This window comes from Caballeronia sp. SEWSISQ10-4 2, from assembly GCF_030464885.1.
Taxonomy (GTDB): Bacteria; Pseudomonadota; Gammaproteobacteria; order Burkholderiales; family Burkholderiaceae; genus Caballeronia.
Genome location: NZ_JALPRJ010000006.1, coordinates 15,256 through 37,998, shown reverse-complemented (window position 1 = coordinate 37,998; position 22,743 = coordinate 15,256). Strand labels below are relative to the sequence as shown.

The following is a 22,743-nucleotide window of genomic DNA, read 5'->3' as shown; positions in this document are numbered from 1 at the left end:
ACGTTCAGATTACCCGCTCCGAGGCGGTTCTAGCTGCGGGTTAACCACACGTTAGCCATTCAGCAGGTGATTTCCACTCGTTCATCTCAATAAAGATCGCTTTTGTTTCCGGTACGAGCGTGCGATCGCGAAGAACGCAAAAACCTTCCGGTTGTGTCGAGGAAGAATGGCGATATCCCCTCAATTCAGCGACAAAACGCCGGAGACCGCATGAACGCGCGTGTGCCTTTTACAGACCATCCCCCGTTAGCAAATTACCAACTCACCGACAACCTCAACGCCGCGCATGGCCGCATCTTCCTCACCGGCACGCAGGCATTGGTTCGGCTGGTCCTTATGCAACGCCAGCTGGATCGCGCCGCCGGGCTGAATACAGCGGGTTTCGTGAGCGGTTATCGGGGCTCGCCGCTTGGTATGGTCGATCAGCAATTGTGGAAAGCGAACAAGCTCCTCGCGTCGCACGACGTGCGTTTCCTGCCCGCGATCAACGAGGAGCTCGGCGGTACGGCCGTGCTGGGCACGCAGCGGGTGGAATCGGATCCCGAGCGCACCGTCGATGGCGTCTTTGCGATGTGGTACGGCAAAGGCCCGGGCGTCGACCGTGCCGGCGACGCGCTCAAGCACGGCAACGCGTACGGTTCGTCGCCGCATGGCGGCGTGCTGGTCGTGGCGGGCGACGATCACGGCTGCGTGTCGTCGTCCATGCCGCATCAGTCCGATCAGGCGATGATCGCCTGGCACATGCCCGTGGTGAATCCATCGAATATCGCCGATATGCTCGAGTTCGGGCTTTACGGCTGGGCGTTGTCGCGTTTTTCGGGCGCGTGGGTGGGTTATAAGGCGATCTCGGAGACGGTGGAATCAGGCTCGACAGTGGATCTCGATGCGCTGCAGACCGTGTGGCCGGCGCCGGAAGGTTTCGTTGCGCCCGAAGGCGGTTTGCATAATCGCTGGCCCGATCTGCCGAGCTTGACGATTGAAGCGCGGCTTGCCGCGAAACTCGACGCCGTGCGGTACTTTTCCAAAACACATTCCATCGATAAATGGATTGCGCCGAGTCACCATGCGAACGTCGGCATTGTGACGTGTGGCAAGGCGCATCTGGATCTGATGGAAACGCTGCGCCGGCTGGATCTGAGCGTCGATGACCTCGATGCCGCCGGCGTGCGCATCTATAAAGTGGGCTTGTCGTTTCCGCTCGAAACCACGCGGCTCGATACCTTCGTGGAAGGTCTTTCGGAAGTGCTCGTGATCGAAGAGAAAGGGCCGGTGATCGAGCAGCAGATCAAGGACCATTTGTATAACCGGACTCAAGGCGCGCGCCCGATTGTCGTCGGTAAAAACGCGCAGGATGGCGCGGCCTTACTAAGCGCGCTGGGCGAACTGCGTCCGTCGCGCGTGCTACCGGTGTTCGCGGACTGGCTCGCGCGGCACAAACCATCGCTTGATCGCCGCGATAAAGTCGTCGATCTCGTCGCGCCGCAAATCCTGTCGAACGCCGCCGATGCCGTCAAACGCACGCCTTACTTTTGCTCGGGCTGCCCGCACAATACATCGACGAAAGTACCCGACGGATCGATTGCGCAGGCGGGGATCGGCTGCCATTTCATGGCGTCGTGGATGGAGCGCGATACAACGGGCTTGATCCAGATGGGAGGCGAAGGCGTGGATTGGGCCTCGCACTCCATGTTCACGAAAACGCCACACGTGTTCCAGAATCTCGGCGATGGCACCTACTTTCACTCAGGAATCCTGGCCATTCGCCAAGCGGTTGCGGCGGAGGCCAACATCACGTACAAAATCTTGTACAACGACGCCGTCGCGATGACCGGTGGACAGCCCGTCGACGGCAGCATTTCCGTGCCGCAAATCGCGCGGCAAGTTGAAGCGGAAGGCATCGCCACGCTGGTTGTGGTCAGCGATGAACCCGAGAAATACGACGGCCATCACGATCAATTTCCGAAAGGCACGACGTTTCATCATCGAAGCGAACTCGACGATGTTCAACGCCGGTTGCGCGATATCAAAGGCGTCACCGTACTTATCTACGATCAAACCTGCGCAGCGGAAAAACGTCGTCGCCGCAAGAAAGGCGAGTTTCCTGACCCTGACAAGCGGCTCTTCATAAACGAAGCCGTGTGCGAAGGCTGTGGCGATTGCGGCGTGCAGAGCAATTGTTTATCGGTGGAACCGGTGGAAACCGAGCTCGGGCGCAAGCGCCGCATCGACCAGTCGTCGTGCAACAAGGACTACTCGTGCGTGAACGGTTTTTGCCCGAGCTTCGTCACGCTGGAAGGCGCGAAGCTCAAGAAAGCGGCCGGTAACGTATTCGATCCTGACGCGCTCGCGGCCCGCGTCGATGCGTTGCAGGAACCCAAGCTCGAACTCGATAACGCGCCGTACGACATTTTGATTACCGGCGTCGGCGGCACGGGTGTGGTGACGGTCGGCGCGCTGATCAGCATGGCCGCGCATCTTGAAGGCAAGAGCGCGTCCGTGCTCGACTTCATGGGCTTTGCGCAGAAGGGCGGCGCGGTACTGTCGTTCGTGCGCTTCGCCGCCACCGACGCATTGCTGAACCAGGTGCGTATCGATACCCAGCAGGCCGACGTGCTGCTCGCTTGCGACATGGTCGTCGGTGCAAGCGCCCATGCGCTGCAAACGGTGCGGCATGGACGCACGCGCATTGTCGTGAACACGCACGCAATTCCGAACGCGACTTTTGTGCAGAACCCCGACGCGAATCTGCACGCCGGAGAGCTGCTGGACAAGATGCAACACGCGGCCGGCGCGGAGCGTATGAACGCGTGCGATGCGCAGGCTCTGGCGACACGTTTTCTCGGCGATACCATCGGCGCGAATATCTTGATGCTGGGTTATGCGTGGCAACTTGGGCTTGTGCCCGTGTCGCACGCGGCGTTGATGCGGGCTATCGAGTTGAACAACGTCGCCGTGCCGATGAACAAGCTGGCGTTTGCTATCGGCCGGTTGGCCGCGGCGGATATTGATGCTTTGGAAGCGCTGCGGAAGGCCAAGGTTACGCCTCGAGTCGAGATGGCCGCGATGCCGCTCGATGCGTTGATCGCGGATCGTGAAGCGCGGTTGTTGGCGTATGGCGGTGCGGGTTATGTGACGCGATATCGGTCGCTGGTTTCGGCTGCAGCCGCGCTTAACGACGATGCAGTGACGCGCGCGGTGGCTTCGACGTTTTATCGGTTGCTGGCGGTCAAGGACGAATACGAAGTCGCGCGGCTTCACACCGATCCGGCATTCCGGGCTGCACTGGAAGCGCAATTCGAAGGTTCGGCTGGGCAGGATTTCACAGTGAAATTCAATATGGCGCCGCCGGTTTTATCGAAGGCCAAGAATGGTGGTCAGCCGCGGAAGATGACGTTCGGGCAATGGTTGTGGCCGGTGCTTGGGATAATGGCGAAGGTTCGTGGATTGCGCGGCACGGTCATCGATCCGTTTGGCAAATCGCTTGAGCGGAAGATGGAACGCCAACTCCCCGGCGATTACGAAATCACCATTCGACGCGCGCTTGAAGTGCTGACGCCGGACAACGTGAAGGACGTCGAAACGCTCGCGCTGCTGCACGAACGCATTCGCGGTTATGGACACGTGAAGCTGGCGAATCTATCGATGGTCAAGCGCCGTGAACGGGATTTAGGAGCGAAATTGGGGATCGCGGTGGAGACGGGGCGGTATGTAAAGGCTTCGCTCGATGAGTTGAAGGGTGCCGGAGCGTTGAGGGGAATTCCGGTGGTGGTGGCGAAGTAACGGGCCTACTCCCGGTCCGGAGCTGCCCGGCATCGGTAGATATACAGCCAACGCGTATGCGCTTATCCCGCAAAAAAATGAAAAAGCCCGCAAGCGATTCGCGGGCTTTTTCGTGATGCGACGGAAACCGCCCCCTACTCTTCCTCCTCCGCAATCCAGTCAATATCCCCACAAAGCACGCACCGTTGCCCACCCATGCGCGTCTCCACCGATAACGTCACGCACGGCAACGCTTCATTAATCGATAAATACGGCTTCGTCACATGCACCCTATCCGGGTCGCCCAACGCCGCCCGGAAATACGGCCGCCTTAGCCAGTTCGCCCCTTGCGCATCGATAAGCGGCAACAACCGCGCTTCATGCGCGGCGCGATCGGCTCGAAGCACCACGTTGCGCCCTGCCTGCCGGCCGTTGGCATCGAGGAGAAAACACCGCGCCGCGTTATCCAGCGACAGGAAATTCCAGCACACCTCTTCCAGCACCTCCCCCGCTGCAAGCCGTTCCGCTGCACGCTCAAAAGCACGCACATACGGCTGCAGACGTGTCGCGACGCGCCGTTCCTTCGCCTCCGTCTGCAACCGGAAACGCTCGGTCAATTCGCTCATCAGCGTGTGCGCTTGGGAGGCATCGGCGAGACCCGGATTCGGCCGGCCGAAGAAAAATCCCTGCACGAAGTCCGCACCGCTTGCGAGCGCAAGCTGCGCCTCGTGCTCCGTCTCCACGCCTTCGATCAACACCAGCTTGCCCGCCTCATGCAGCAACGACACCACGCCGGACAAAATCGCCTCCATGTTCCGCCGATGCTTCAAGTGGCTCGTCCCGTGGACCGAATGCGCCGAGTGCGCGGCATGCGACAACATCACACGATCCAGCTTGACGATATCGGGATCAAGCTGCCAGATCCGTTCAATATTGGAGTGCCCCGCGCCGAAATCATCGAGCGCGATCAGGAAGCCGTGTTCGCGAAAATGCTGCACGGCATCCGCGAGCTTTTCGATGTCATCAGCGCGTTGCTCCAGCACCTCCAGCACCACGCGACGCGGCTCGACCTGCAAACGCTTGAGATTCGCCAGTAAGGCGGCCATGTGATACGGCTCGGTCAGCGCCCCCGGATGTACGTTGAGAAACAGCCATTCGTTCTCCGCGCCGAGCACCTTGAAATTCTCGAGATGCAGCGCCTGCGACAGCCGGTCGACCTGCATCGCCTCGCCCACGCGCGCGGCCTGGCCGAATACATCGAGCGGCGACACAACACGATCGAGCGCATCGTGCGCACGCAGCAGACCTTCGTAACCGACCGCCCGCATATGCGACAGGCTGAACACGGGCTGAAACACGCTCGACAGCGTCCAGCCGCCGTGTTCGACCGAATACCGGTCGAACCCCGACGTCACGCTCAGTTCGAATGTCCGCGGCGAGACCGGCTTCACCTTGTCAGGATTCGCTATTGCCATCTTGCCTTCCCCGTCCGGATGCCCGCGTTTGATCCTCGTTCGTGCACCCGTTCATTTTCCATAACCGCAATCGATTGCGCTCGACGTCGCGCAACCGGCGCCCTCAGTCCTGATTTCATAAAGCCCTCATTTATCATCAAGCGGAATCTACCCGTCCCGTCCCCTTCGATAAAGCAAGCTCCGTGCTCACGCGAGTCCACGCGTTTCCTGACGGTCCGCCCACATGTGCACCGCCACGAGACGCCAGGTTCACGGCTCGGCGTGCGAGCGCACCAACACAGTGCGCATCGTGGATCGCTCCCGAATGCCAGATAAAACCCCCGACGCCTGTCCAAGCTAAACTTTGGCCCTTCTTCGTTAAAAAAGGGGCGTCGGTATCGACTAACCGCGACTAACCACGCTCCTGCCGGATCCGCAAATCCATGGAAATCGTTTTCACTGTCTTGATCCTCATGCTGGCGGTCGCGCTGTCCGGCCTCGCCACCAGCCTGCTGCCCACCGCGTTGCCTTTCACGCTGCCGTTACCGCTGATCCAGATCGCGATTGGCGCGTGTCTCGCGTGGCCGGGATTCGGCCTGCATGTCACGTTTGATCCTGAGCTTTTCATGATGCTCTTCATCCCGCCACTTTTGTTCGCCGATGGCTGGCGCATCCCGAAACGCGAATTTTTCATGCAGCGCCGCGCGATTCTGATGCTCGCGCTGGGCCTCGTATTCATGACCGTGGGCGCGCTCGGCTGGTTCCTGCACGCGATGATTCCCGCCATGACGCTGCCGGTCGCGTTCGCACTTGCCGCCGTGTTATCGCCGACGGACGCCGTCGCGCTCAGCGGCATCGCGGGCAAGGGGCGCATTCCGGCGAACCTGATGCACATCCTGGAAGGCGAGGCGCTGATGAACGACGCGTCCGGCCTGGTTGCGCTGAAATTCGCCATCGCGGCGGCGCTCACGGGCGTGTTTTCGTTGCGCGCGGCGGCGATCAGTTTCGTGCTGATCGCCGTGGGCGGGATCGTGATCGGCGCGGCGATCAGCTGGCTGGTGACATCCATTCCAGGACGGATCGTGAAGCTATCCGAAGACGACGATCCTGCCGCCGGCGTCATCCTCACCCTGCTGATTCCATTTGCGGCGTACCTGATCGCCGAACGGTTCGGCTGCTCGGGCATTCTCGCGGCGGTATCGGCCGGGATGATGATGAACTTCCAGAGCCTGCGCGAAGGCATTCCCACGGCGGCGCGAATCCGCATGACCAGCACGTGGACGATGATCGAATTCGTGTTCAACGGGATGGTGTTCATCCTGCTCGGACTGCAGTTTCCACACATCATCGGACGCGCGTTGATCGAGGCGCATCACGACGGTCTGCAGCAGGTCGGCTTGCTGCTCGGTTACGTGGCGGCCGTAGTGGTCGCGCTGTACGCGCTGCGCTTCGCGTGGGTGTGGGTGTTGCGCTGGGTCGCGAGCCGCGGCGCCGCGAAACACGGCGTGGCGAACGCGGTGCCGGGCGTGCGCACCGTCGCGATGACCACCATCGGCGGCGTGCGCGGCGCGATCACGCTGGCGGGCGTGCTGTCGTTGCCCGAAGTGCTGCCGAATGGCTCGGAACTACCCGGACGCGATCTCGCGGTCTTCATTGCATCGGCGACGATTCTGATGTCGTTGCTGATCGGGGTGATCGGCTTGCCGATGCTGCTGAACGGCCTGAAACGCCGTAGCGACCCGCACGCAGCCGAGGAACGAATTGCGCGCCGGCATGCGGCGCAGGCTGCAATCCGCGCCATCGATTCAACGCAGGAAAATCTCAGCGAGCAGATGGACGAAGCGGCGTCGGCACGCTGCACGGATACGGCCGCGCGCGTGATGAGCTTGTATCGGCGGCGTCTTGAAGGACTCGGCGAAGAGGAGGAACCACGTCGAGCTGCGCGTGAGAGCGAGGTGGTCGAGATGAAGCTGAGAATGGCAGCATTGAGAGCGGAGTGCTCGGAGCTGCTCAAGATGCGCACGCGGCAGGCAATCAACGATGAAACCCTGAACAAGCTGATGCGCGAGATCGATTTGTCGGAGACGGCGATCGTGAACCGGAAGAAAGGTGCGAGTGCTTAGGCGAAGTGCCCTGTTCGGTACTACGTAGCGATTCTTTCTGCTGTTTAGCAACGTGTCTGTTTCAGACTTTTATTCAAGACACGCGAATCGATCGAAAGGCTGAACTTTTAAGAGTTTTCGTATTCGCCGCCGATGCCCACCGCCGCATACTTCATCTCGTGCGCAATCCATGAATGTGCATGATGTCGTTGTAACTCTCCGATCTTGTCCGCTCACCGCCTCCGGCTCTGAGCGGTTTTTTTTTGGGGAATCGCGAACAGCGCGCGCTATGTCGATGCCTCATTGGCCGAAAGACAAAAAAGCCCGCCGCAGCTTGCGCTGCGCGGGCTTCCAACATCATGTTGATCGTCGTAAAACTTAACCGTGGTGGAGAGGAGGAGGATCGAACTCCCGACCTTCGCATTGCGAACGCGACGCTCTCCCAGCTGAGCTACCCCCCCAACGTCTCACGATTCTAGCACAGCCTCAAGACCCTCTGACAAGGGTCAAGCGCCGCCAGCCGCACACCTTATTTCGGCGGTGCGCCAGCAAGAATCCAGCCGACGACCTTCTTGATATCCGCTCCATCCATTGAGGGATGCGACGGCATGGGCAAGACGCCCCAGACTCCGCTGCCGCCGTTCCTCACTTTCGTTTCGAGCCGGGCGGGCGCCTGGACGTCGCCCTTGTATTTCCCCGCGATCTGCTCGAACGACGGTCCAACCAGCTTGCGGTCCACCGCGTGACATCCCATGCAGGCATTCTTGCGCGCGATGTTCATGGCATCGGCGGAAGTGTCAGCAGCGAGCGCACCCTGACCGGTCGCGACCGTGATCGCCGTCGCGAGCACGGTCATGGAAAACCACCGCTTCATTTCGCGGCGGGCGCAGGATTACCCGGATGCACATCGGAGTTCTTGACCGGTGCGGGCGTCTGCGCGCCCAGCGGCGTCGAACTCACGGACGAATCCGGCACTGCACCGACCGTCGCATCCTCACTTGCCGATGCTGCCGCCGGTGCGCTCGCGCCCGATGCGGCTGCCGCCGACAGTGCCTGAGCCTCTTCCGGCTTGATGTACTGGAACACCTTGACCACCTGTTCGACGCCCGGCACCTGCGCCGCGACATTCGCGCCGGACGTGCCTTCCTCACGCGTGACCAGACCCATCAAATACACCGTGCCGCGCTCGCACACCACCTTGTAGTAGTTCGCTCGCATATCCTTCTCACCGACCATCGCACCCTTCACGCGGCTCTCGAGGTAGGCATCGTTAGTACGCGACGACAACGAACTCGCGCCTTGAATAGCGAGCTCGTTCACAATGCTGTTCACATTGTTGATGTTACGCACCACATCTTCGGCCTTCTGCTTCCATTGGTCCGACGGCACTTCGCCGGTCAGCAGCACGCGCCGGTTGAACACAGTCACGCTGACATGCGCCTGATCGGGCAGACTTTCGCCGACGCGCGACTTGGCTTTCACCTGGATCTCGCGGTCTTCGGTTTGCGCGCCGAGCGTACGCCGGTCGGTTGCGACGAGCGTGCCGCCGCCCACTGCACCGCCCATTGCGCCGATGACCACAAGCGGGCAACCTTGCAGGGTCAGCGCGACGCCTGACAACAGGCTCACCAGCAGCGTGGCTCTGGCTAGCGTCGACCTGACGCGTGTCTTGTTCATCAACTCGTTCCCCTTAAGAATCATTCGTCCCCCAGCAGCATCGCGTCGATGCCGTCGCACAGGCAGTGAATGGTTAACAGATGGACTTCCTGGATTCGCGCCTGCCGTTCGGACGGCACGCAGATATGAATATCGGTGTCGGCGAGCACTTCGCTGATCACGCCGCCGCCCGCGCCCGTCAACGCGATCACGAACATCTCGCGCTCATGCGCGGCCTGGATCGCCGCGAGCAGGTTGACCGAGTTGCCCGACGTGGAGATGACGACCAAAACGTCCCCGGCTTGCCCCAGCGCGCGGATCTGCTTCGAATAGATCTCTTCGAAAGCCGAGTTATTGCCGATGCCCGTGATCGTCAAGACATTCGCATCCAGCGCAATGGCCGGCAAGCCCGGCCGCTCGCGCTCGAAATGTCCTACTAACGTAGACGCGAGCCGCTGCGAGTTGGCGGCCGACCCGCCGTTGCCGCACGTGAGAATTCGCGAGCCGTTCGCGAGTGCGCCGAACAGCACGTCGATGGCTGCGGCGACGGGAAAAGCAAGCGTGTCGAGTGCTTCGCGATGGACGGCCGCGTTTTCGCGGAAATGTTGCTGGATACGTTCGACGGACATCGACTCTCGGTTATCGGCCGCGCCATGCGCGGTAGTTTATTGACAGGCTGCTTCGACGGTTTGCTTCGATAGGTCGCCAAGCCGATGCTTCACCACTTCAATACTTCCCCGGCGCCCAAGCTCCGCGCAGTTTACCGCACTCGCTGTCCGCGTCACTTAAGATGCGCGCGCTTTCACGACGTATCCGTGCGAAAAGCGTCGCGTAACCATACGATGCGGCCCGCATCGAACGCGATCACGTCGAAGCGGCACACGGGCAGCGCACCACGCCACGTCATCAGATAGTGCTGCGCCGCGAGAACGAGCCGCCGTTGCTTATGCGCGCCGATACTTGCCGCAGCTGCCGCGAACTGCCGCGAACTGCCGACTGCGCCGCGCGCGCACCTCGACGAATACCAGTGCACGCTGGCTGCCGATCTCGCGCATCACAAGATCGATTTCGCCGCCGCGACACACGAAATTGCGCGCGACAAAACGCAGGCGCTGCCGCTGCAGATATTCCAGCGCGCGTTGCTCGAACGCGTTTCCGATCGTTTTCGACACTCCGTTCCCCAAAAAGTTGTCTCTCTTCGCATGGCACAATGACGTCCTCCGCATGCCACCCGCCCTCATGACTCCACTCTCCGAATTGGCCCTTGGCCAGCAGTTTCCGGCTGGCGCGCTCTATATAGTCGCGACGCCCATTGGCAATGTCGCGGACATCACGGTGCGTGCGCTGCATGTGCTCGGACTCGTCGACCGGGTGGCTGCCGAGGACACGCGCAACACGTCCCAGCTGCTGTCGCGCTATGGCATTTCGAAGCCGACCATAGCCGTGCATGAACACAATGAGCGCAGCGCCGCCGAGCACGTGATCGCACATCTGCGTAATGGCGAGCGCATTGCCTGTGTCTCGGATGCGGGCACACCGGGCATATCGGACCCAGGCGCCAAGCTTGTCGATGCAGTGCGCGAAGCCGGCTTTCCCATCATCCCGCTGCCAGGCGCGAGCGCACTCGCCACCGCGCTCAGCGTGGCTGGCGCATGGGTTCACACGTTTTCGTTCATCGGCTTTCTTGCCACCAAACCGAAGCAGCGCGACACGCAGTTGCAGTCGCTGCTCACGCACACGCCAGCGCTTGTTTTCTACGAAGCGCCGCATCGGATTGTGGAAACGGTGCAGGCGCTTGAGCGCGCGTTCGGTGGCGAGCGGCGATTGCTGATTGCTCGTGAGTTGACCAAGTTACATGAGAGCATCCATTGCTGCACCCTGGCCGAAGGGCCAACGTGGCTCGCCGGCGATGCAAACCGGCAACGCGGCGAATTCGTTCTCGTGGTGGAAGGCGCGCCGCAGCAAGAGGCCGCCGACGACGCTCATGACGCCTTGCTCGCAACCTTGCTGGAGGAGTTATCGGTGAGCAGCGCTGCGAGATTGGCGGCGACGTTGACGGGCGCATCGCGCAATGCGCTGTACACAAGGGCGCTGGCAATGGATAAGGCGCGCGGAGAGAACGAGCGCGAATGACGTGCGGCAATAAAAAACGGGCCGTCGAAACGGCCCGTTTTTTTGCTACGCAATAAGCTGACGATGATCAGTCGGCAGGCGTGATCGATGCCAGCGATTGCTCTTGCTCTCGTGCCGCTCGCGCTTCCTGCTGCGTCAAGCCTTCGATCTTCACCTTTCCGACACCCGCGCCACGCATGCCGAGCACGGCGGCGGCGGCATAGGAAAGATCAATCACACGGCCGCGCGCATACGGGCCACGGTCGTTGATCTTGACGACCACCGATTTGTTATTCGCCTGATTAGTCACACGAACCCACGAAGCGAGCGGCAGCGTGCGATGCGCTGCGGTGAGCGCATGCATGTTATAGCGTTCGCCGCTGGCCGTCTTTCGGCCATGGAAACCGCGGCCGTACCAAGAGGCGCGGCCCTGCTGCTCGAAGTCTCCGATATTCGGACCGGCAGTGATGGGCGCCGCGTTCGCCAGCGAGGATGTGTCAGAGGAATTGCTGGCCGACGAGGGTAATGCATTCAGCCGGGAGTCGTAAGCGAGCGGTGCAGCAAGGCGCCCCGCCCCGCGGCCCGTGTTCGCGGCGCTGGCTGACTGCGCGCCGGTTTTCAGCGCGCTCGCCTGATCGCCACCGCTTGGCGGCATCGCGCAACCCGTGAGGATTGCAAAGACCAAAAGACTCCCGAGATGTCGGGTTAGTCGTAAATTCATAGACGTGTAATCAACGGTTCGAGCCGCCTCAACCGTCCGACAAAACGCGGACGTGCGTAGGCAGCTCAAGGCTTTTTCCGCGCAAAGGTACACCCCGCTCGAAAATTCGAATGGCGAGCCAGTGCTCGGGTGCGGCGTACCTCGCCGCAAATGCCCGGTTAGTTTTCACGTCTGGCGCAACCTGTCCCCGGCAGCCTGACCAGACCCCACATGCCGCCATCGAACGTGGATCACACGTTCTTGCGCGCTCAATTGCGCAGGAACGGCGGCGTAGGCCCCATCCAGCATGACGGCAGCTAAGGCCGTTGGCAGGCGCATCGCACCTGGCTGGACAAGACGTGCACATCGGCCAAAACCGATGCTTGATTGCGATTTCGAAGCACTGCTGCTCCGAACTGCGTACTTGATGACAATTGTAAAAACGCGCTACTCGCGTCTCTCAGTGCCCATTGATGGCATGTTCAAACCATGCACACGTGGCCCGATTATACCCAAAGGCATACTTGGACCGACCATTGATGCACAAAATGTTACTCATTTTCTCTGTAAGCGTAAAAATTGCGGATTCCGCCTCCTTTTTAGGCAAATTTCGACCGTTCGGCTAACGCTTGACGAGCGGCCGCAGCGCCAGTTTTCGCCCGTTACAATGGACGTTTTTACGCGTCCGGTCGCCTATCCATGAAGGTCACTCTTATTCCCGTGACACCGTTTCAGCAAAATTGTTCAATCGTCGTGTGCGACGCGACGGGCCGCGCGGTCGTCGTCGATCCGGGCGGTGAAGTCGAGCGGATCATCAGCGCGGTCGAGCAACTCGAGGTATCCGTCGACAAAGTGCTGCTCACGCACGGGCATCTCGATCATTGCGGCGGCGCGAGGGCGGTTGCCGACCACTATGGTGTGGAGATACACGGACCACACACCGAAGACGCGTTCTGGATCGAACAGTTGCCGGAGCAAAGCAAACGCTTCGGGTTCGGTGATGCGCAGGTCTTCACGCCTGACCGGTGGCTGCAAGAAGGCGATTCGGTTCAGTTCGGCGACGAAACCATGGAGGTTTATCACTGCCCCGGACATACGCCGGGCCATGTGATCTTCTTCAACCGGGCGAACCGCCTGGCATTGGTCGGCGACGTACTGTTTGCGGGGTCGATTGGCCGTACGGACTTTCCGCGCGGCAACCATTCCGACCTCGTGCGCTCCGTGCAGGAAAAACTTTGGCCGCTGGGCGATGACGTTACGTTCGTGCCGGGCCACGGTCCTGCGTCCACGTTCGGTCATGAACGCCGCACCAACCCGTTCGTCGGCGACCGGATGAGCGCATGAGCACCGCTATTCCGGAAATCTACGTAAGCACGGACGTCGAAGCTGATGGACCCATTCCCGGGCCGCACTCCATGTTGAGTTTTGCATCGGCGGCCTACACGGAGCACAAGGAACTGATCGGCACGTTCTCCGCCAATCTCGAAACGCTGGAAGGCGCGGCGCCTCACCCGATTCAGGCCGCCTGGTGGAAGACCCAGCCCGAAGCATGGGCCGCATGCCGTAAGGACTTGCAGCAACCGCTCACTGCATTGCGCGCTTACGTTGAATGGGTGGAGGCGTTGCCCGGCAAGCCCGTGTTCGTTGCGTATCCTGCAGGTTTCGACTTCACGTACATGTTCTGGTACATGATGCGTTTCGCCGAGCGTTGCCCGTTCTCATGGTCGGCGCTCGACATCAAGACACTCGCATTCGCGCTGACCGATCTGCCGTACCGGAAAGCCATCAAACCGCGTTTGCCGAAACACTGGTTCGACGAACTTCCGCACACGCACGTCGCACTCGATGACGCCGTCGAACAAGGTGCCCTTTTCTGCAACATGCTGGCCGAATTGCGGACTCAGCGGGCGCTGCTGGCATCGTTAAAAGCGGCCGGTGAAACGCCGGACGACAAAGACGCCGAAGGACAAAACGCGCAGTCTGGGCATTGAGTTAGGCAATATTGCTCACGGCAGGCGTTTGACATTGCGCTTCCTTTCTGCCACCTCTACTATTGGAGTTGGTAGCGACCGAAAGGAGGCGCAGTTGACTCTCGACACGTTTTCACAAAAAATCCTCCGACTTCTGCAACTGGACGCCCGCCGTTCAGTTCAGGAGATATCCGACCAAGTCGGGCTCTCCAGCACCCCGTGCTGGCGGCGCATCAAGGATATGGAGCAATCGGGCGTGATTCAGCGGTACACCGCGTTGCTCGATCGCGAAAAACTCGGCTTGCATGTTTGCGCGCTCGCTCATATTCATCTCACGCGTCACACAGAAGGCGGCGTTGAACAATTCGAACGCGAGATCACCACGTGCCCGGAAGTCACCGAGTGCTACAGCACCACGGGCGAGGCCGATTACATCCTGAAAATTGTCGCGCCGGACATCAAGTCGTATGACGCTTTTCTCCACGACCGTATCTTCAAGATTCCGGCGGTCGCACAAGTCCGGACCAGCGTGGTGCTGCGCGAGATCAAATTCGATACCCAATTGCCCCTTTGAACCGGCCTTCAATTGCCTGAATTTAATTTGACACTTTAGTGAGTGCGAGAAGCGGCAGCATGTTCAGTATTCACAACACCCGGCGGATTTCGCACAGCTCGGGCAAGCCGAATTTCGCGCGCGCCGAGTTTCCGCTTGAGCGCATCAAAATCGACACGCTCCAGGCTGCCCAGCTGTTCGTCGCTTAAACCGGCGGGAAGCGTCAGGTCGATATCGAAGCCGCTGCTTAGATAATGCAGGTTCAGACTGTCGTACGTCAGACCGTGAGCGCCCAATACAGCACTGACGGCATCACTCACAGCCGAACGTGTAGGCATTCTGCCCGGAGGTGGATTGACTTCATCATTTTCCGGATCGACGTGAATCAATGCGTCGACGACACGGGTATTTGTCAACAAGCTCGCTCGCGCCGATTCTGCGATGTAATGGCCCTCTGAAACTGAAATACGGGGATCGACGAGAATATGCGCGTCGACAATAGCGAGATCGCCCATTTTCCGCGTGCGCAATTCATGCACGTCGCGAACGCCCGGCGTGCTGACCAACAACATTCGCAATTTTTCTGTTTCGGCTTGGTCCAGTGCGCGATCCGACAAATCCTGTAACGCATCCCATCCGAAAGTCCATCCCATGCGCGCCACCATAAAACCGACAATTGCAGCCGCGATAGGATCCAGCAAACGCCAGCCGGCCATACTGCCAATAATGCCGATTGCGACCACAAGTGACGACGCGGCATCCGAACGAGCGTGCCACGCATTTGCGATCAGGAGTGCCGATCTCACGCGTTCGGCAGCGCGGAGCATATAGCGAAACAATAATTCCTTTGAAATCAGGACGATCACCGCGACGACCAATGCACTCACGTGAACTGTCGGAATGTCCTGAAGATTCGCAATACGTTCACCCGCCCGCCATAACATCCCGACACCGACGGCAATTAACAACGCGCCGAGAAATAATGAAGCGACTGTTTCATAACGGCTATGACCGTAATTGTGGTCGTCGTCCGGAGCGGCGTTGCTATGCCGATTAGCCAACAGCACGATGAAGTCCGACACCAGGTCGGCCAGTGAATGAACGCCGTCGGCAATCAAGGCCTGGGAATGCGCAAACACGCCGACAACGATCTGAGCCGCCATCAGCACCGAATTAAGCGCAATACTTGCAAAGGTTGTTTTGCGGGCTACGTCCTGCTTTTCCACCGCGCGCGCTGTTGATAGCGACATGTCATCACTCGAAGTCATTGAGTGACGAATTTTAGCAAGCCGCGCTGAACCGCACTCGCCTAAAAACGATAAACCCTATAAAAATCATCTATTTACATTAAACACGACGCGTTCTCAGTCGTGCCTCGAATACTGTCTGAACTCGGCAGAGCCGGCCGCTTTCAGCAATCCCGGGCGAGTCGGGCCAGTACGCAGGCAAAAAAAAGCCGCACCATTAAAATGGTGCGGCTTTTTCAATCAGACTAAAACTCACTTCTGGATCAGGAAGTTGTCACGCTCCTGGCCAGCAATCCACTTTGGTGGTTTGCCGCGGCCCGACCATGTGCTGCCGCTGTCCGGATCACGATACTTCGGCGCAACGCCTGCACGCGGACGCGATGCATTTTTCAAATTCTTACCGCCGCGACCACCCGCCAATTCAGCAAGCGTGATCCCGTAGTCGGCCATTTTCTGCTTGATTTCATTGAGAACTTCAGCATATTCCCGCGACTTCGCTTCTTCAATCTGTCGTTCGAGATTTTCGCGCTGCGCGAGAAGTTCCTTGTAAGACGGCATGATGATTTCCTTGTGGTTTGCAGTGTACGAGTCGTCGCTCGTTCCGGTTATAAGGTAAAGCCTCTCAATGGATCGCAGATTAACACAACTAGGATTTTGCGCACGTTTCTGCACTGCCGATTTAAATCAAATCAGTCGAACGGGCGTCCGTAACAATTGGTGCGATTCGGTGAACGTTGCCAAAACTCCGCATTCATCTTACTTACATCATTAAATTAAGCCGGGAAATCTTTCATGAAATGAAAATAAACCTAAACACGTCCCTTAAAACTTCCATTTCGTGCGAGCTTCTCCAAAATTTGCTTCATCGCGGTAACACCATCTCGTAATTTCGCGACATAAAGACACGTGTCGCGGGTTCGCAAATTCAGACAATCACCTATGCCGTTCAATACAATCGATCAACGCGGCATTCAGTTCAGCGCGAGTTTGTTTCGGTTTATCGAAGGTGAAACGATTGCGAGCTGCCGGAGTCCGCAGATCGCAACCATATTTGTCGATACCCATTAGTTCGAGGTCCGCCGGCCGCGCGGGAGAATCGGCAAATAATGCCAGCAGTTGAAGCTCATTCTGCTCGGATAACGGCTCAAGTGGATCAAGCGCCGCGGCGTCGAGCCAACCCATTGCGCCAAAGCCGCCTATATAGCGCATGCGTTCGAGCGACATGACCCAAAACGTGAAGTCGCCCAGTTCGAGATAACGTGCGGCATCCGGGTGATATCGGAGATAACGGCGCGCCAGTTCATCGGCGGATTCAGGCGGCGCCGGAGAAAACGAGCCGAGCATCGTAAGGCGCTGGCCTTCGAGAATGGCATCGCCGGCCGAATGGGTAATCAGAAAACCAGCGCGCGCATCCACTTGCAGATTACGGGTGTGTTCGGCCAGATGGCTAATGAGCACCATAGGCACGTGACGGGCAGTCGGCGCGAACGGTAATGCGGTCGGGTAAGGGAAGCCGCGCGGCTCGCGCGAGTGAGTGGCAAGCGTGCCGTGCGGCACTTGATGCAATAAATGCAGCGGAGCATGCGAGGGGATATTCAAAGCAAACCTCACGAGAGAACTCAAAAGCGAATCTGGAACCGTACACGTAAGGGAAACCAGCAGCCTTTACGATCTTAAAGCACTCAAACCAGGCATGTCCGCAACCCGATAGAATTGAAAGCTTCGCCGGTCAGTGAAAGGACCGGCAGTCAAAACAAAGAAAGCAAAGAGAGCGATTCCCGTGTCCGAATCCGTTTCCAGCGCCCGTGCCGTCGGGCACGACACTCCAAACGCCGTGCATCGCCGGCTTCCCGTGGCAAAACGCGAGCGAGCGCGCTACGCGACCATGGCCGTGTTTTTCATCGCGGGCATGCTGTACGCCTCGTGGGGCGTTCACGTGCCCACCGTACGCGACAAATTTCACCTGAGCCCGGGCTCGCTGTCCTTTGCGCTGCTGGCGGTCGCCGCCGGCTCGATCGTCGCGATGCTCATTAACGGCCCGTGGATCGCGCGCGTCGGCACGCGCCGCGCGTGCCTCGCGAGCGGTATCGGCATGTCGGTTTGCGGGGCGCTGATCCTGGCCGCGCCGTTCTACTGGCTGCTGCTCGTGGTGCTGGCGTTGTTCGGCTTCAGCATGGCCACGCTCGATGTCGCGATGAACGCCGAAGCCAGCGCCGTAGAAGAAGCGCTCGACCGGCCGATCATGTCGTCGCTGCACGGCATGTTCAGTATCGGCGGGATGGCCGGTGCGGCAGCCGGCGGCGTAATGCTCGCGCACGGCATGCCGCCGCTCGCGCATCTCGTGCTGGCAGCAGTGGTGAGTTTGATCGTGGTTCTGGTGTCGATGCCCGCCGTGCTGCCGCATGTCCCTCACCCGGACGACCACCATGGCGGACGGTCGTCGTCGAATCGCTGGCGCTCCAGGGCATTGTGGGCGCTGGGCGGCATGGCCTTGATCGCGTTGATCGCCGAAGGGGCCATGTACGACTGGGCCACGGTTTATATGCGCGACGTCGTACTGTCCACGCCCGCGTTGTCGAGCGCGGCCTACGCGGCGTTCACCGGCGGCATGGCGGCGGGGCGTTTCGGCGGCGATGCGGTGCGCGCTCGCTTTGGCGCGCCGCAGCTCATCTTCGCGAGTGCGGCGCTGGCGTTTATCGGCATGGTTGCGGCGCTGTTATTGCCAAATGCGGTAGTCACGCTGGCGGGTTTCACGCTGATGGGACTCGGCCTCGCGAACATGATGCCGGTGCTGTTCGCTGCGGCCGCGCGCGTAGAGGGCGTAAGCGCGGCCGAAGGCCTGGCGCACGTCGCCGGGCTCGCATACTTCGGCTTGCTGTTCGGGCCGGTGCTGATAGGCGGTGTGGCGCAGGTGAGCACGCTGCCGATCGGGTTATCGATAGTTGCAGCGTGTGCGGCGCTGATCGCGCTCGTCGGACCGCGCATCATGAAGCAGTTGAAGCTCTGAGCGCAGAGAGGGGGATCGATAAACCCTCGCGAAACGCCCTCGCAAAAAAAACGCGCTGACCGAAATCAGCGCGTTTTTTCAAAGAATCATCGAAGGCGGTCCTGGTCACGAGCACGAGACCGGACCGCCCGCGAAATTACATCTTGACCACGTCCAGCAGCGTCTTCTTGCCGCCCTTGTAGTCGTACAGCGAGATCACGCCGTGCTTCAGGTCGCCCTTCGAATCGAAGGTCGTTTCGCCGATCACGCCCTTGTAATCCGTACCCGGCATGGCAGCAACGATCTTTGCCGGATCGGTGGAGCCAGCGCGCTTCATTGCGTCAACAATGATGTACACCGCGTCATACGTGAACGGAGCGTAGATCTGGATCGGCTGGCCGAAACGCTTCTGGAACTTGGCTGCGAATGCCGGGCCGCCTTCCATCTTCTCGAGCGCCATGCCGGCTTCCGAGCAGACTACGTTGTCGGCTGCATCGCCTGCCAGATCAGCCAGCTTTTCGGTACATACGCCGTCGCCAGCCAGCACCTTGGCGCGCAGGCCAAGTTGCTTGGCTTGCTTGGCGAACGGGCCGCCGGTTGCGTCCATGCCGCCGTACATCACCGCGTCAGGATTCTCACCCTTGATCTTCGTCAAAATGGCGCGGAAGTCGACAGCCTTGTCGTTCGTCGCGTCATGCGACATCACGTTCAGGCCGAGCGCCTTGGCGGTCTTTTCGAATTCATTCGCGAGACCCTGGCCGTAAGCCGTGGAGTCGTCGACGATCGCCACGCTCTTCATCTTCATCGTCTTGGCGGCGAAGTTGGCGAGCGCCGGACCTTGCTGAGCATCCGTTGCCACCACGCGATACGTCGTCTTGAAGCCTTGCTGCGTGTAGGTCGGGTTGGTAGCCGACGGCGAGATCTGGACGATGCCGGCATCGCTATAGATCTTCGAAGCCGGGATACTCGTGCCGGAGTTCAGGTGACCGACCACGCCGACCACTTTGTCATCGACCAGTTTCTGAGCAACTTGCGTTGCCGTACGCGGGTCGCCCGCGTCATCTTGCGGGTCGAGTTGAAGCGTGATCTTCTGGCCGCCGATCGTCAGACCCTTGGCATTGATTTCTTCAACTGCGAGGCGCGCGCCGTTTTCGTTGTCCTTGCCCAAGTGGGCAATGCCGCCGGTCAACGGTGCAACGTGACCGATCTTGACGGTCTCGTCGGCCGTAGCGGTTGTTGCCATCGAGGCGAACAGCAGCGCTGCAGCGCTGATAGGCAACAGTTTGTGAAGCTTGGTGTTCATGTAAGTCTCCAGTTTCGGTCCCAAAAACAACGGTGTCGCCCTGTGCTCCGTCTTCATCACGATCGCTCAGCCCCGTGGACGACCACGCCGGATGCATCGTCATGCACTTGGCTAGTCCTTCAGCCGGCCGTTTTTGGCAGCCGCCATCCGTACTGCGCGCAAGTGTAGGGTTGTCAAATTAATTTGGGGAAGTTTTTTAGGATAGTGGTGCGACTACCAATAAGAGATGTGTTGAGAAGCTATTGAAAGTGTGCTGGTGCAATGCGGAAAGCTCCTGTTCATGCGGTTCTTCAGCGGATTGGCACTTCTGCCGATGGCGCCGTTCGCGGCATTCTAGAGGTGTCGCTTTAGTTTTAGCGGGCCATGCCGTTATTATCCGGTCCGCTTGTTTGGAGTCAATTGGGCGGGTTAAGAAGTCGGGTTAAAGACCAGGGAAGGAGTATTAACTAGCCGCCGCTTCCGGGCCTTATGGAATACGCGTACGCGGGTCGCGAAAACGCCCATGAAGAGACGCGCTGCCGGGGGTGTTTCCTACAGCCACTTTACAGCCTGAGCCCTTGCCAGCAAGGCGGTTCGAATGGTGGCACACTAACCCGCTGCTTTTTCGCCCCCATCATTCAGGCATCAGCCAGGAGCTTCATCATGACCGTGACATCCCGTTGGATCGACATTCCAGCAAACGGCGACACCTTCCAGGGTTATCTCGCGTTGCCCAAGGCAGGCAAAGGTCCGGGCATCGTCATCATCCAGGAAATATTCGGCGTGAATTCGCACATCCGCGCCGTCGCAGACCAGTACGCCGCCGATGGTTACGTCGCGCTCGCGCCGGACATTTTCTGGCGCGTCCAGCCGCGCGTGGAACTCGGCTATGCCGGTGCAGACCGCGAGAAGGCGATGGAAATCTACGGCAAGCTCGACGTGACGCTGGCCGTCGCCGATGTCACCGCGACTGCCGCCGCGCTGCGCGCGTTGCCGGAAGTCACGGGCAAGGTCGCGGGTATCGGTTATTGCCTCGGCGGCCGGCTTGCGTATTTGTCGGCGGCGCAAGGTGCGTTCGATATCGCCGTGGCCTACTACGGCGGCGGCATCCAGAACGAGCTCGACCAAGCCGACAAGATCAAGGTGCCGATGCAATTCCACTACGGCGCACTCGACGCCCACATTCCGTCCGACGCAGTCGATTCAGTGAAGCAGCGCTTCGCGGGCAAGGACGCACAGGTCCACGTATACCCGGGCGCGGATCACGGCTTCAATTGCACGGATCGCGCATCGTACAATCAAGCGGCATCGGCACTGGCGCACGGCCGCACGCTCACGTTCCTCGGCGAGCATTCGTAACCCAGCGCACAACCCCGCGGACTGCGCGGTTGGCCGCCTGAGAAGACGGGACACAACCGCATCAAACAAGGGAGAACCGTGCAGTCCGAGTATCTCGACTACGACGCGATCGGCCTCGCCGAGCTCGTGCGCAGCGGCCAGGTCAGCGCGCGGGAATTGATCGATACGGCAATCACGCGCGCCGAAGCTGTCGATCCCGCGCTCAACGCCATCGTGCTGAAGGACTATCAGGCGGCTCGCAATCGCGCGAGCCGTGGCGGCCGCGATGGCTCCGGCACCCTCGGCGAGGGTCCGTTCGCGGGCGTTCCCTACCTCATCAAGGATCTGGGCGCGCCGGTTGCGGGTTTGCGGATGTCGATGGGCTGCCGTCACTTCCAGCACTACACGCCCACTGAAGATTCGCTGATCATCGCGCGCTCGAAGCAGGCCGGGCTCAACATCTTCGGCAAGACCAACACGCCTGAAATCGGCCAGATGCCGTACACCGAACCCGAGTTGTTCGGACCGACGCGCAACCCATGGGGACTCGACTACACCACGGGTGGTTCCAGCGGCGGCGCAGCCGCGGCCGTTGCGGGCGGCGTCGTGCCGCTGGCACACGCGGCGGACGGCGGCGGCTCGATCCGCATCCCGGCGTCGTGTTGCGGTTTGTTCGGCTACAAGCCATCCAACGATGTCCAGCCGCAACCGCTGCCGTCACCCGGCGATTTATCGGTGGATCACGCGGTGTCGCGAAGTGTCCGCGATAGCGCCTTGCTGCTCGACCTCACATCGACCGGACAATCGGGCTCGTTCTTCCGAGCCGTCAGCGAGCCGTGCGGGCCGTTGCGCATCGGCTATATGCTGGAGCCGCAGCTTGCGGGGGAATTGTCGGCGGACGTGAAAGCTGCTCTCGACGATGCCGCCAAGCTCGCTGAATCGCTGGGTCATCGTGTGGAGCCGGCGTCGTTTGGGCTCGATTTCGACGCTATCGCTCATGCGTTCCTCGTGATGTGGTCGGTGCTGGCCAAGGAGATTGTGTTGCACGCCGATCGCATCAGCGGTCAGAAGCCGAAGCGCGGCGATTTCGAGATCGCATCATGGGCGATGGCGCATGTCGGCCGGAAGATCGGCGAGCGGGATCTACCGGCGGCGCTTGAAATGCAGCGCCAGGTTACGGCGAAGATGGCCGCGTTGATGACGCGATACGACGTGTTGTTGACGCCCACGCTTGCTGCCGCGCCGTTCAAGATTGGCGCCAAGCAGCCGACGCCATTCGAGCGTTTGCAGATGCACGTGCTGACTGCGCTTCCTGTTGAACCGCTGGTGCGGCGAATGTTGTCGGTATCGGCGAAGAAAGCGTTCGACTGGGCCGGTTGCACGGAGCTTTTCAACTTCACCGGCCAGCCGGCGATGTCCGTGCCGCTGTACTGGAATGCCCGCGGCATGCCGATTGGCGTGCAGTTCGCCGGACGCTTGAACGATGACGCGACGCTGTTCCGGCTCGCGGCGCAACTGGAGGCCGCGAGGCCATGGTTTGCCCGGCGGCCGGCGTTGATGGCGGCAAGGTGAACGGGTTCGACG

Annotated in this window: 18 protein-coding genes, 1 tRNA gene and 1 pseudogene; 9 read left to right on the top strand and 11 right to left on the bottom strand. The window is 60.2% G+C overall.

The genetic code is table 11. The annotated features are described in order from the left end of the window. The first annotated feature begins 210 nt into the window (after positions 1-210). Positions 211-3,780, top strand: a complete 3,570-nt coding sequence (locus M0D69_RS05500; protein ID WP_301781062.1) for an indolepyruvate ferredoxin oxidoreductase family protein — start codon at positions 211-213, stop codon at positions 3,778-3,780. A gap of 134 nt (positions 3,781-3,914) precedes the next feature. Here M0D69_RS05500 and M0D69_RS05495 read toward each other — a convergent pair whose 3' ends face one another. Then, on the bottom strand, positions 3,915-5,234 hold the full coding sequence (locus M0D69_RS05495) for an EAL domain-containing protein (RefSeq protein ID WP_301781061.1): 1,320 nt from the start codon (positions 5,232-5,234) through the stop codon (positions 3,915-3,917). A 422-nt stretch (positions 5,235-5,656) separates the two neighbouring features. Here M0D69_RS05495 and M0D69_RS05490 point away from each other — a divergent pair, with 422 nt between their 5' ends. After that, positions 5,657-7,336, top strand: a complete 1,680-nt coding sequence (locus M0D69_RS05490) for a Na+/H+ antiporter (RefSeq protein ID WP_301781060.1) — start codon at positions 5,657-5,659, stop codon at positions 7,334-7,336. A 364-nt stretch (positions 7,337-7,700) separates the two neighbouring features. Here the strand turns inward: M0D69_RS05490 and M0D69_RS05485 are convergent. The 5 genes and pseudogenes from M0D69_RS05485 to M0D69_RS05465 form a co-directional block, all read right to left on the bottom strand. Further along, positions 7,701-7,776, bottom strand: a tRNA-Ala gene (locus M0D69_RS05485). Positions 7,777-7,844: 68 nt separating this feature from the next. Further along, on the bottom strand, positions 7,845-8,171 hold the full coding sequence (locus tag M0D69_RS05480) for a c-type cytochrome (protein WP_301781059.1): 327 nt from the start codon (positions 8,169-8,171) through the stop codon (positions 7,845-7,847). A 14-nt stretch (positions 8,172-8,185) separates the two neighbouring features. Continuing rightward, positions 8,186-8,992 (bottom strand): BON domain-containing protein, encoded by an 807-nt coding sequence (locus M0D69_RS05475; RefSeq protein WP_301781058.1) that lies wholly within the window; start codon positions 8,990-8,992, stop codon positions 8,186-8,188. 20 nt (positions 8,993-9,012) lie between these two features. Continuing rightward, complete coding sequence (locus M0D69_RS05470) at positions 9,013-9,600, bottom strand: SIS domain-containing protein (RefSeq protein ID WP_301781057.1); 588 nt, start codon at positions 9,598-9,600, stop codon at positions 9,013-9,015. Between the two features lie 173 nt (positions 9,601-9,773). After that, a pseudogene (locus M0D69_RS05465) lies at positions 9,774-10,197 on the bottom strand (YraN family protein). A 13-nt stretch (positions 10,198-10,210) separates the two neighbouring features. Between M0D69_RS05465 and rsmI the strand changes: the two are divergent. Next, positions 10,211-11,104 carry a 16S rRNA (cytidine(1402)-2'-O)-methyltransferase gene (gene rsmI, locus M0D69_RS05460; RefSeq protein WP_301781056.1) on the top strand — a complete coding sequence of 298 codons (894 nt, stop codon included), beginning with the start codon at positions 10,211-10,213 and terminating at the stop codon, positions 11,102-11,104. Between the two features lie 67 nt (positions 11,105-11,171). Here rsmI and M0D69_RS05455 read toward each other — a convergent pair whose 3' ends face one another. After that, entirely contained in the window at positions 11,172-11,804 is a 633-nt protein-coding gene (locus tag M0D69_RS05455; protein ID WP_301781055.1) for a septal ring lytic transglycosylase RlpA family protein, read from the bottom strand. A gap of 678 nt (positions 11,805-12,482) precedes the next feature. Here M0D69_RS05455 and M0D69_RS05450 point away from each other — a divergent pair. The 3 genes from M0D69_RS05450 (at position 12,483) to M0D69_RS05440 (ending at position 14,327) form a co-directional block, all read left to right on the top strand. Further along, a complete protein-coding gene (locus M0D69_RS05450) occupies positions 12,483-13,127 on the top strand; it encodes an MBL fold metallo-hydrolase (RefSeq protein WP_301781054.1) in 645 nt (214 codons plus the stop codon). Further along, on the top strand, positions 13,124-13,774 hold the full coding sequence (locus M0D69_RS05445; protein ID WP_301781053.1) for an exonuclease: 651 nt from the start codon (positions 13,124-13,126) through the stop codon (positions 13,772-13,774). Before M0D69_RS05450 ends, M0D69_RS05445 begins: the two co-directional genes overlap by 4 nt. A 94-nt stretch (positions 13,775-13,868) precedes the next feature. Further along, on the top strand, positions 13,869-14,327 hold the full coding sequence (locus M0D69_RS05440) for an Lrp/AsnC family transcriptional regulator (RefSeq protein ID WP_031357026.1): 459 nt from the start codon (positions 13,869-13,871) through the stop codon (positions 14,325-14,327). A 35-nt stretch (positions 14,328-14,362) separates the two neighbouring features. Here the strand turns inward: M0D69_RS05440 and M0D69_RS05435 are convergent, their stop codons facing one another. The 3 genes from M0D69_RS05435 to M0D69_RS05425 all read right to left on the bottom strand — a co-directional run bounded on the left by M0D69_RS05435 (position 14,363) and on the right by M0D69_RS05425 (position 17,152). Continuing rightward, entirely contained in the window at positions 14,363-15,556 is a 1,194-nt protein-coding gene (locus tag M0D69_RS05435; RefSeq protein WP_301781052.1) for a cation diffusion facilitator family transporter, read from the bottom strand. Positions 15,557-15,805: 249 nt separating this feature from the next. After that, positions 15,806-16,111, bottom strand: coding sequence for an H-NS family nucleoid-associated regulatory protein (locus M0D69_RS05430; RefSeq protein WP_047895405.1), 306 nt, complete (start codon positions 16,109-16,111; stop codon positions 15,806-15,808). A gap of 375 nt (positions 16,112-16,486) precedes the next feature. Then, entirely contained in the window at positions 16,487-17,152 is a 666-nt protein-coding gene (locus M0D69_RS05425) for a HugZ family protein (RefSeq protein WP_301781191.1), read from the bottom strand. Positions 17,153-17,387: 235 nt separating this feature from the next. Here M0D69_RS05425 and M0D69_RS05420 point away from each other — a divergent pair, with 235 nt between their 5' ends. Then, positions 17,388-18,560 carry an MFS transporter gene (locus M0D69_RS05420; RefSeq protein WP_301781190.1) on the top strand — a complete coding sequence of 391 codons (1,173 nt, stop codon included), beginning with the start codon at positions 17,388-17,390 and terminating at the stop codon, positions 18,558-18,560. Between the two features lie 136 nt (positions 18,561-18,696). Here the strand turns inward: M0D69_RS05420 and M0D69_RS05415 are convergent, their stop codons facing one another. Further along, positions 18,697-19,842, bottom strand: a complete 1,146-nt coding sequence (locus M0D69_RS05415) for a branched-chain amino acid ABC transporter substrate-binding protein (protein WP_301781051.1) — start codon at positions 19,840-19,842, stop codon at positions 18,697-18,699. A gap of 642 nt (positions 19,843-20,484) precedes the next feature. Between M0D69_RS05415 and M0D69_RS05410 the strand changes: the two genes are divergently transcribed. Beyond that, positions 20,485-21,180: a dienelactone hydrolase family protein gene (locus M0D69_RS05410; protein WP_301781050.1), complete on the top strand. Its 696-nt coding sequence runs from the start codon at positions 20,485-20,487 to the stop codon at positions 21,178-21,180. A gap of 78 nt (positions 21,181-21,258) precedes the next feature. Next, on the top strand, positions 21,259-22,731 hold the full coding sequence (locus M0D69_RS05405) for an amidase (RefSeq protein ID WP_301781049.1): 1,473 nt from the start codon (positions 21,259-21,261) through the stop codon (positions 22,729-22,731). The last annotated feature ends 12 nt before the right edge of the window (positions 22,732-22,743 follow it).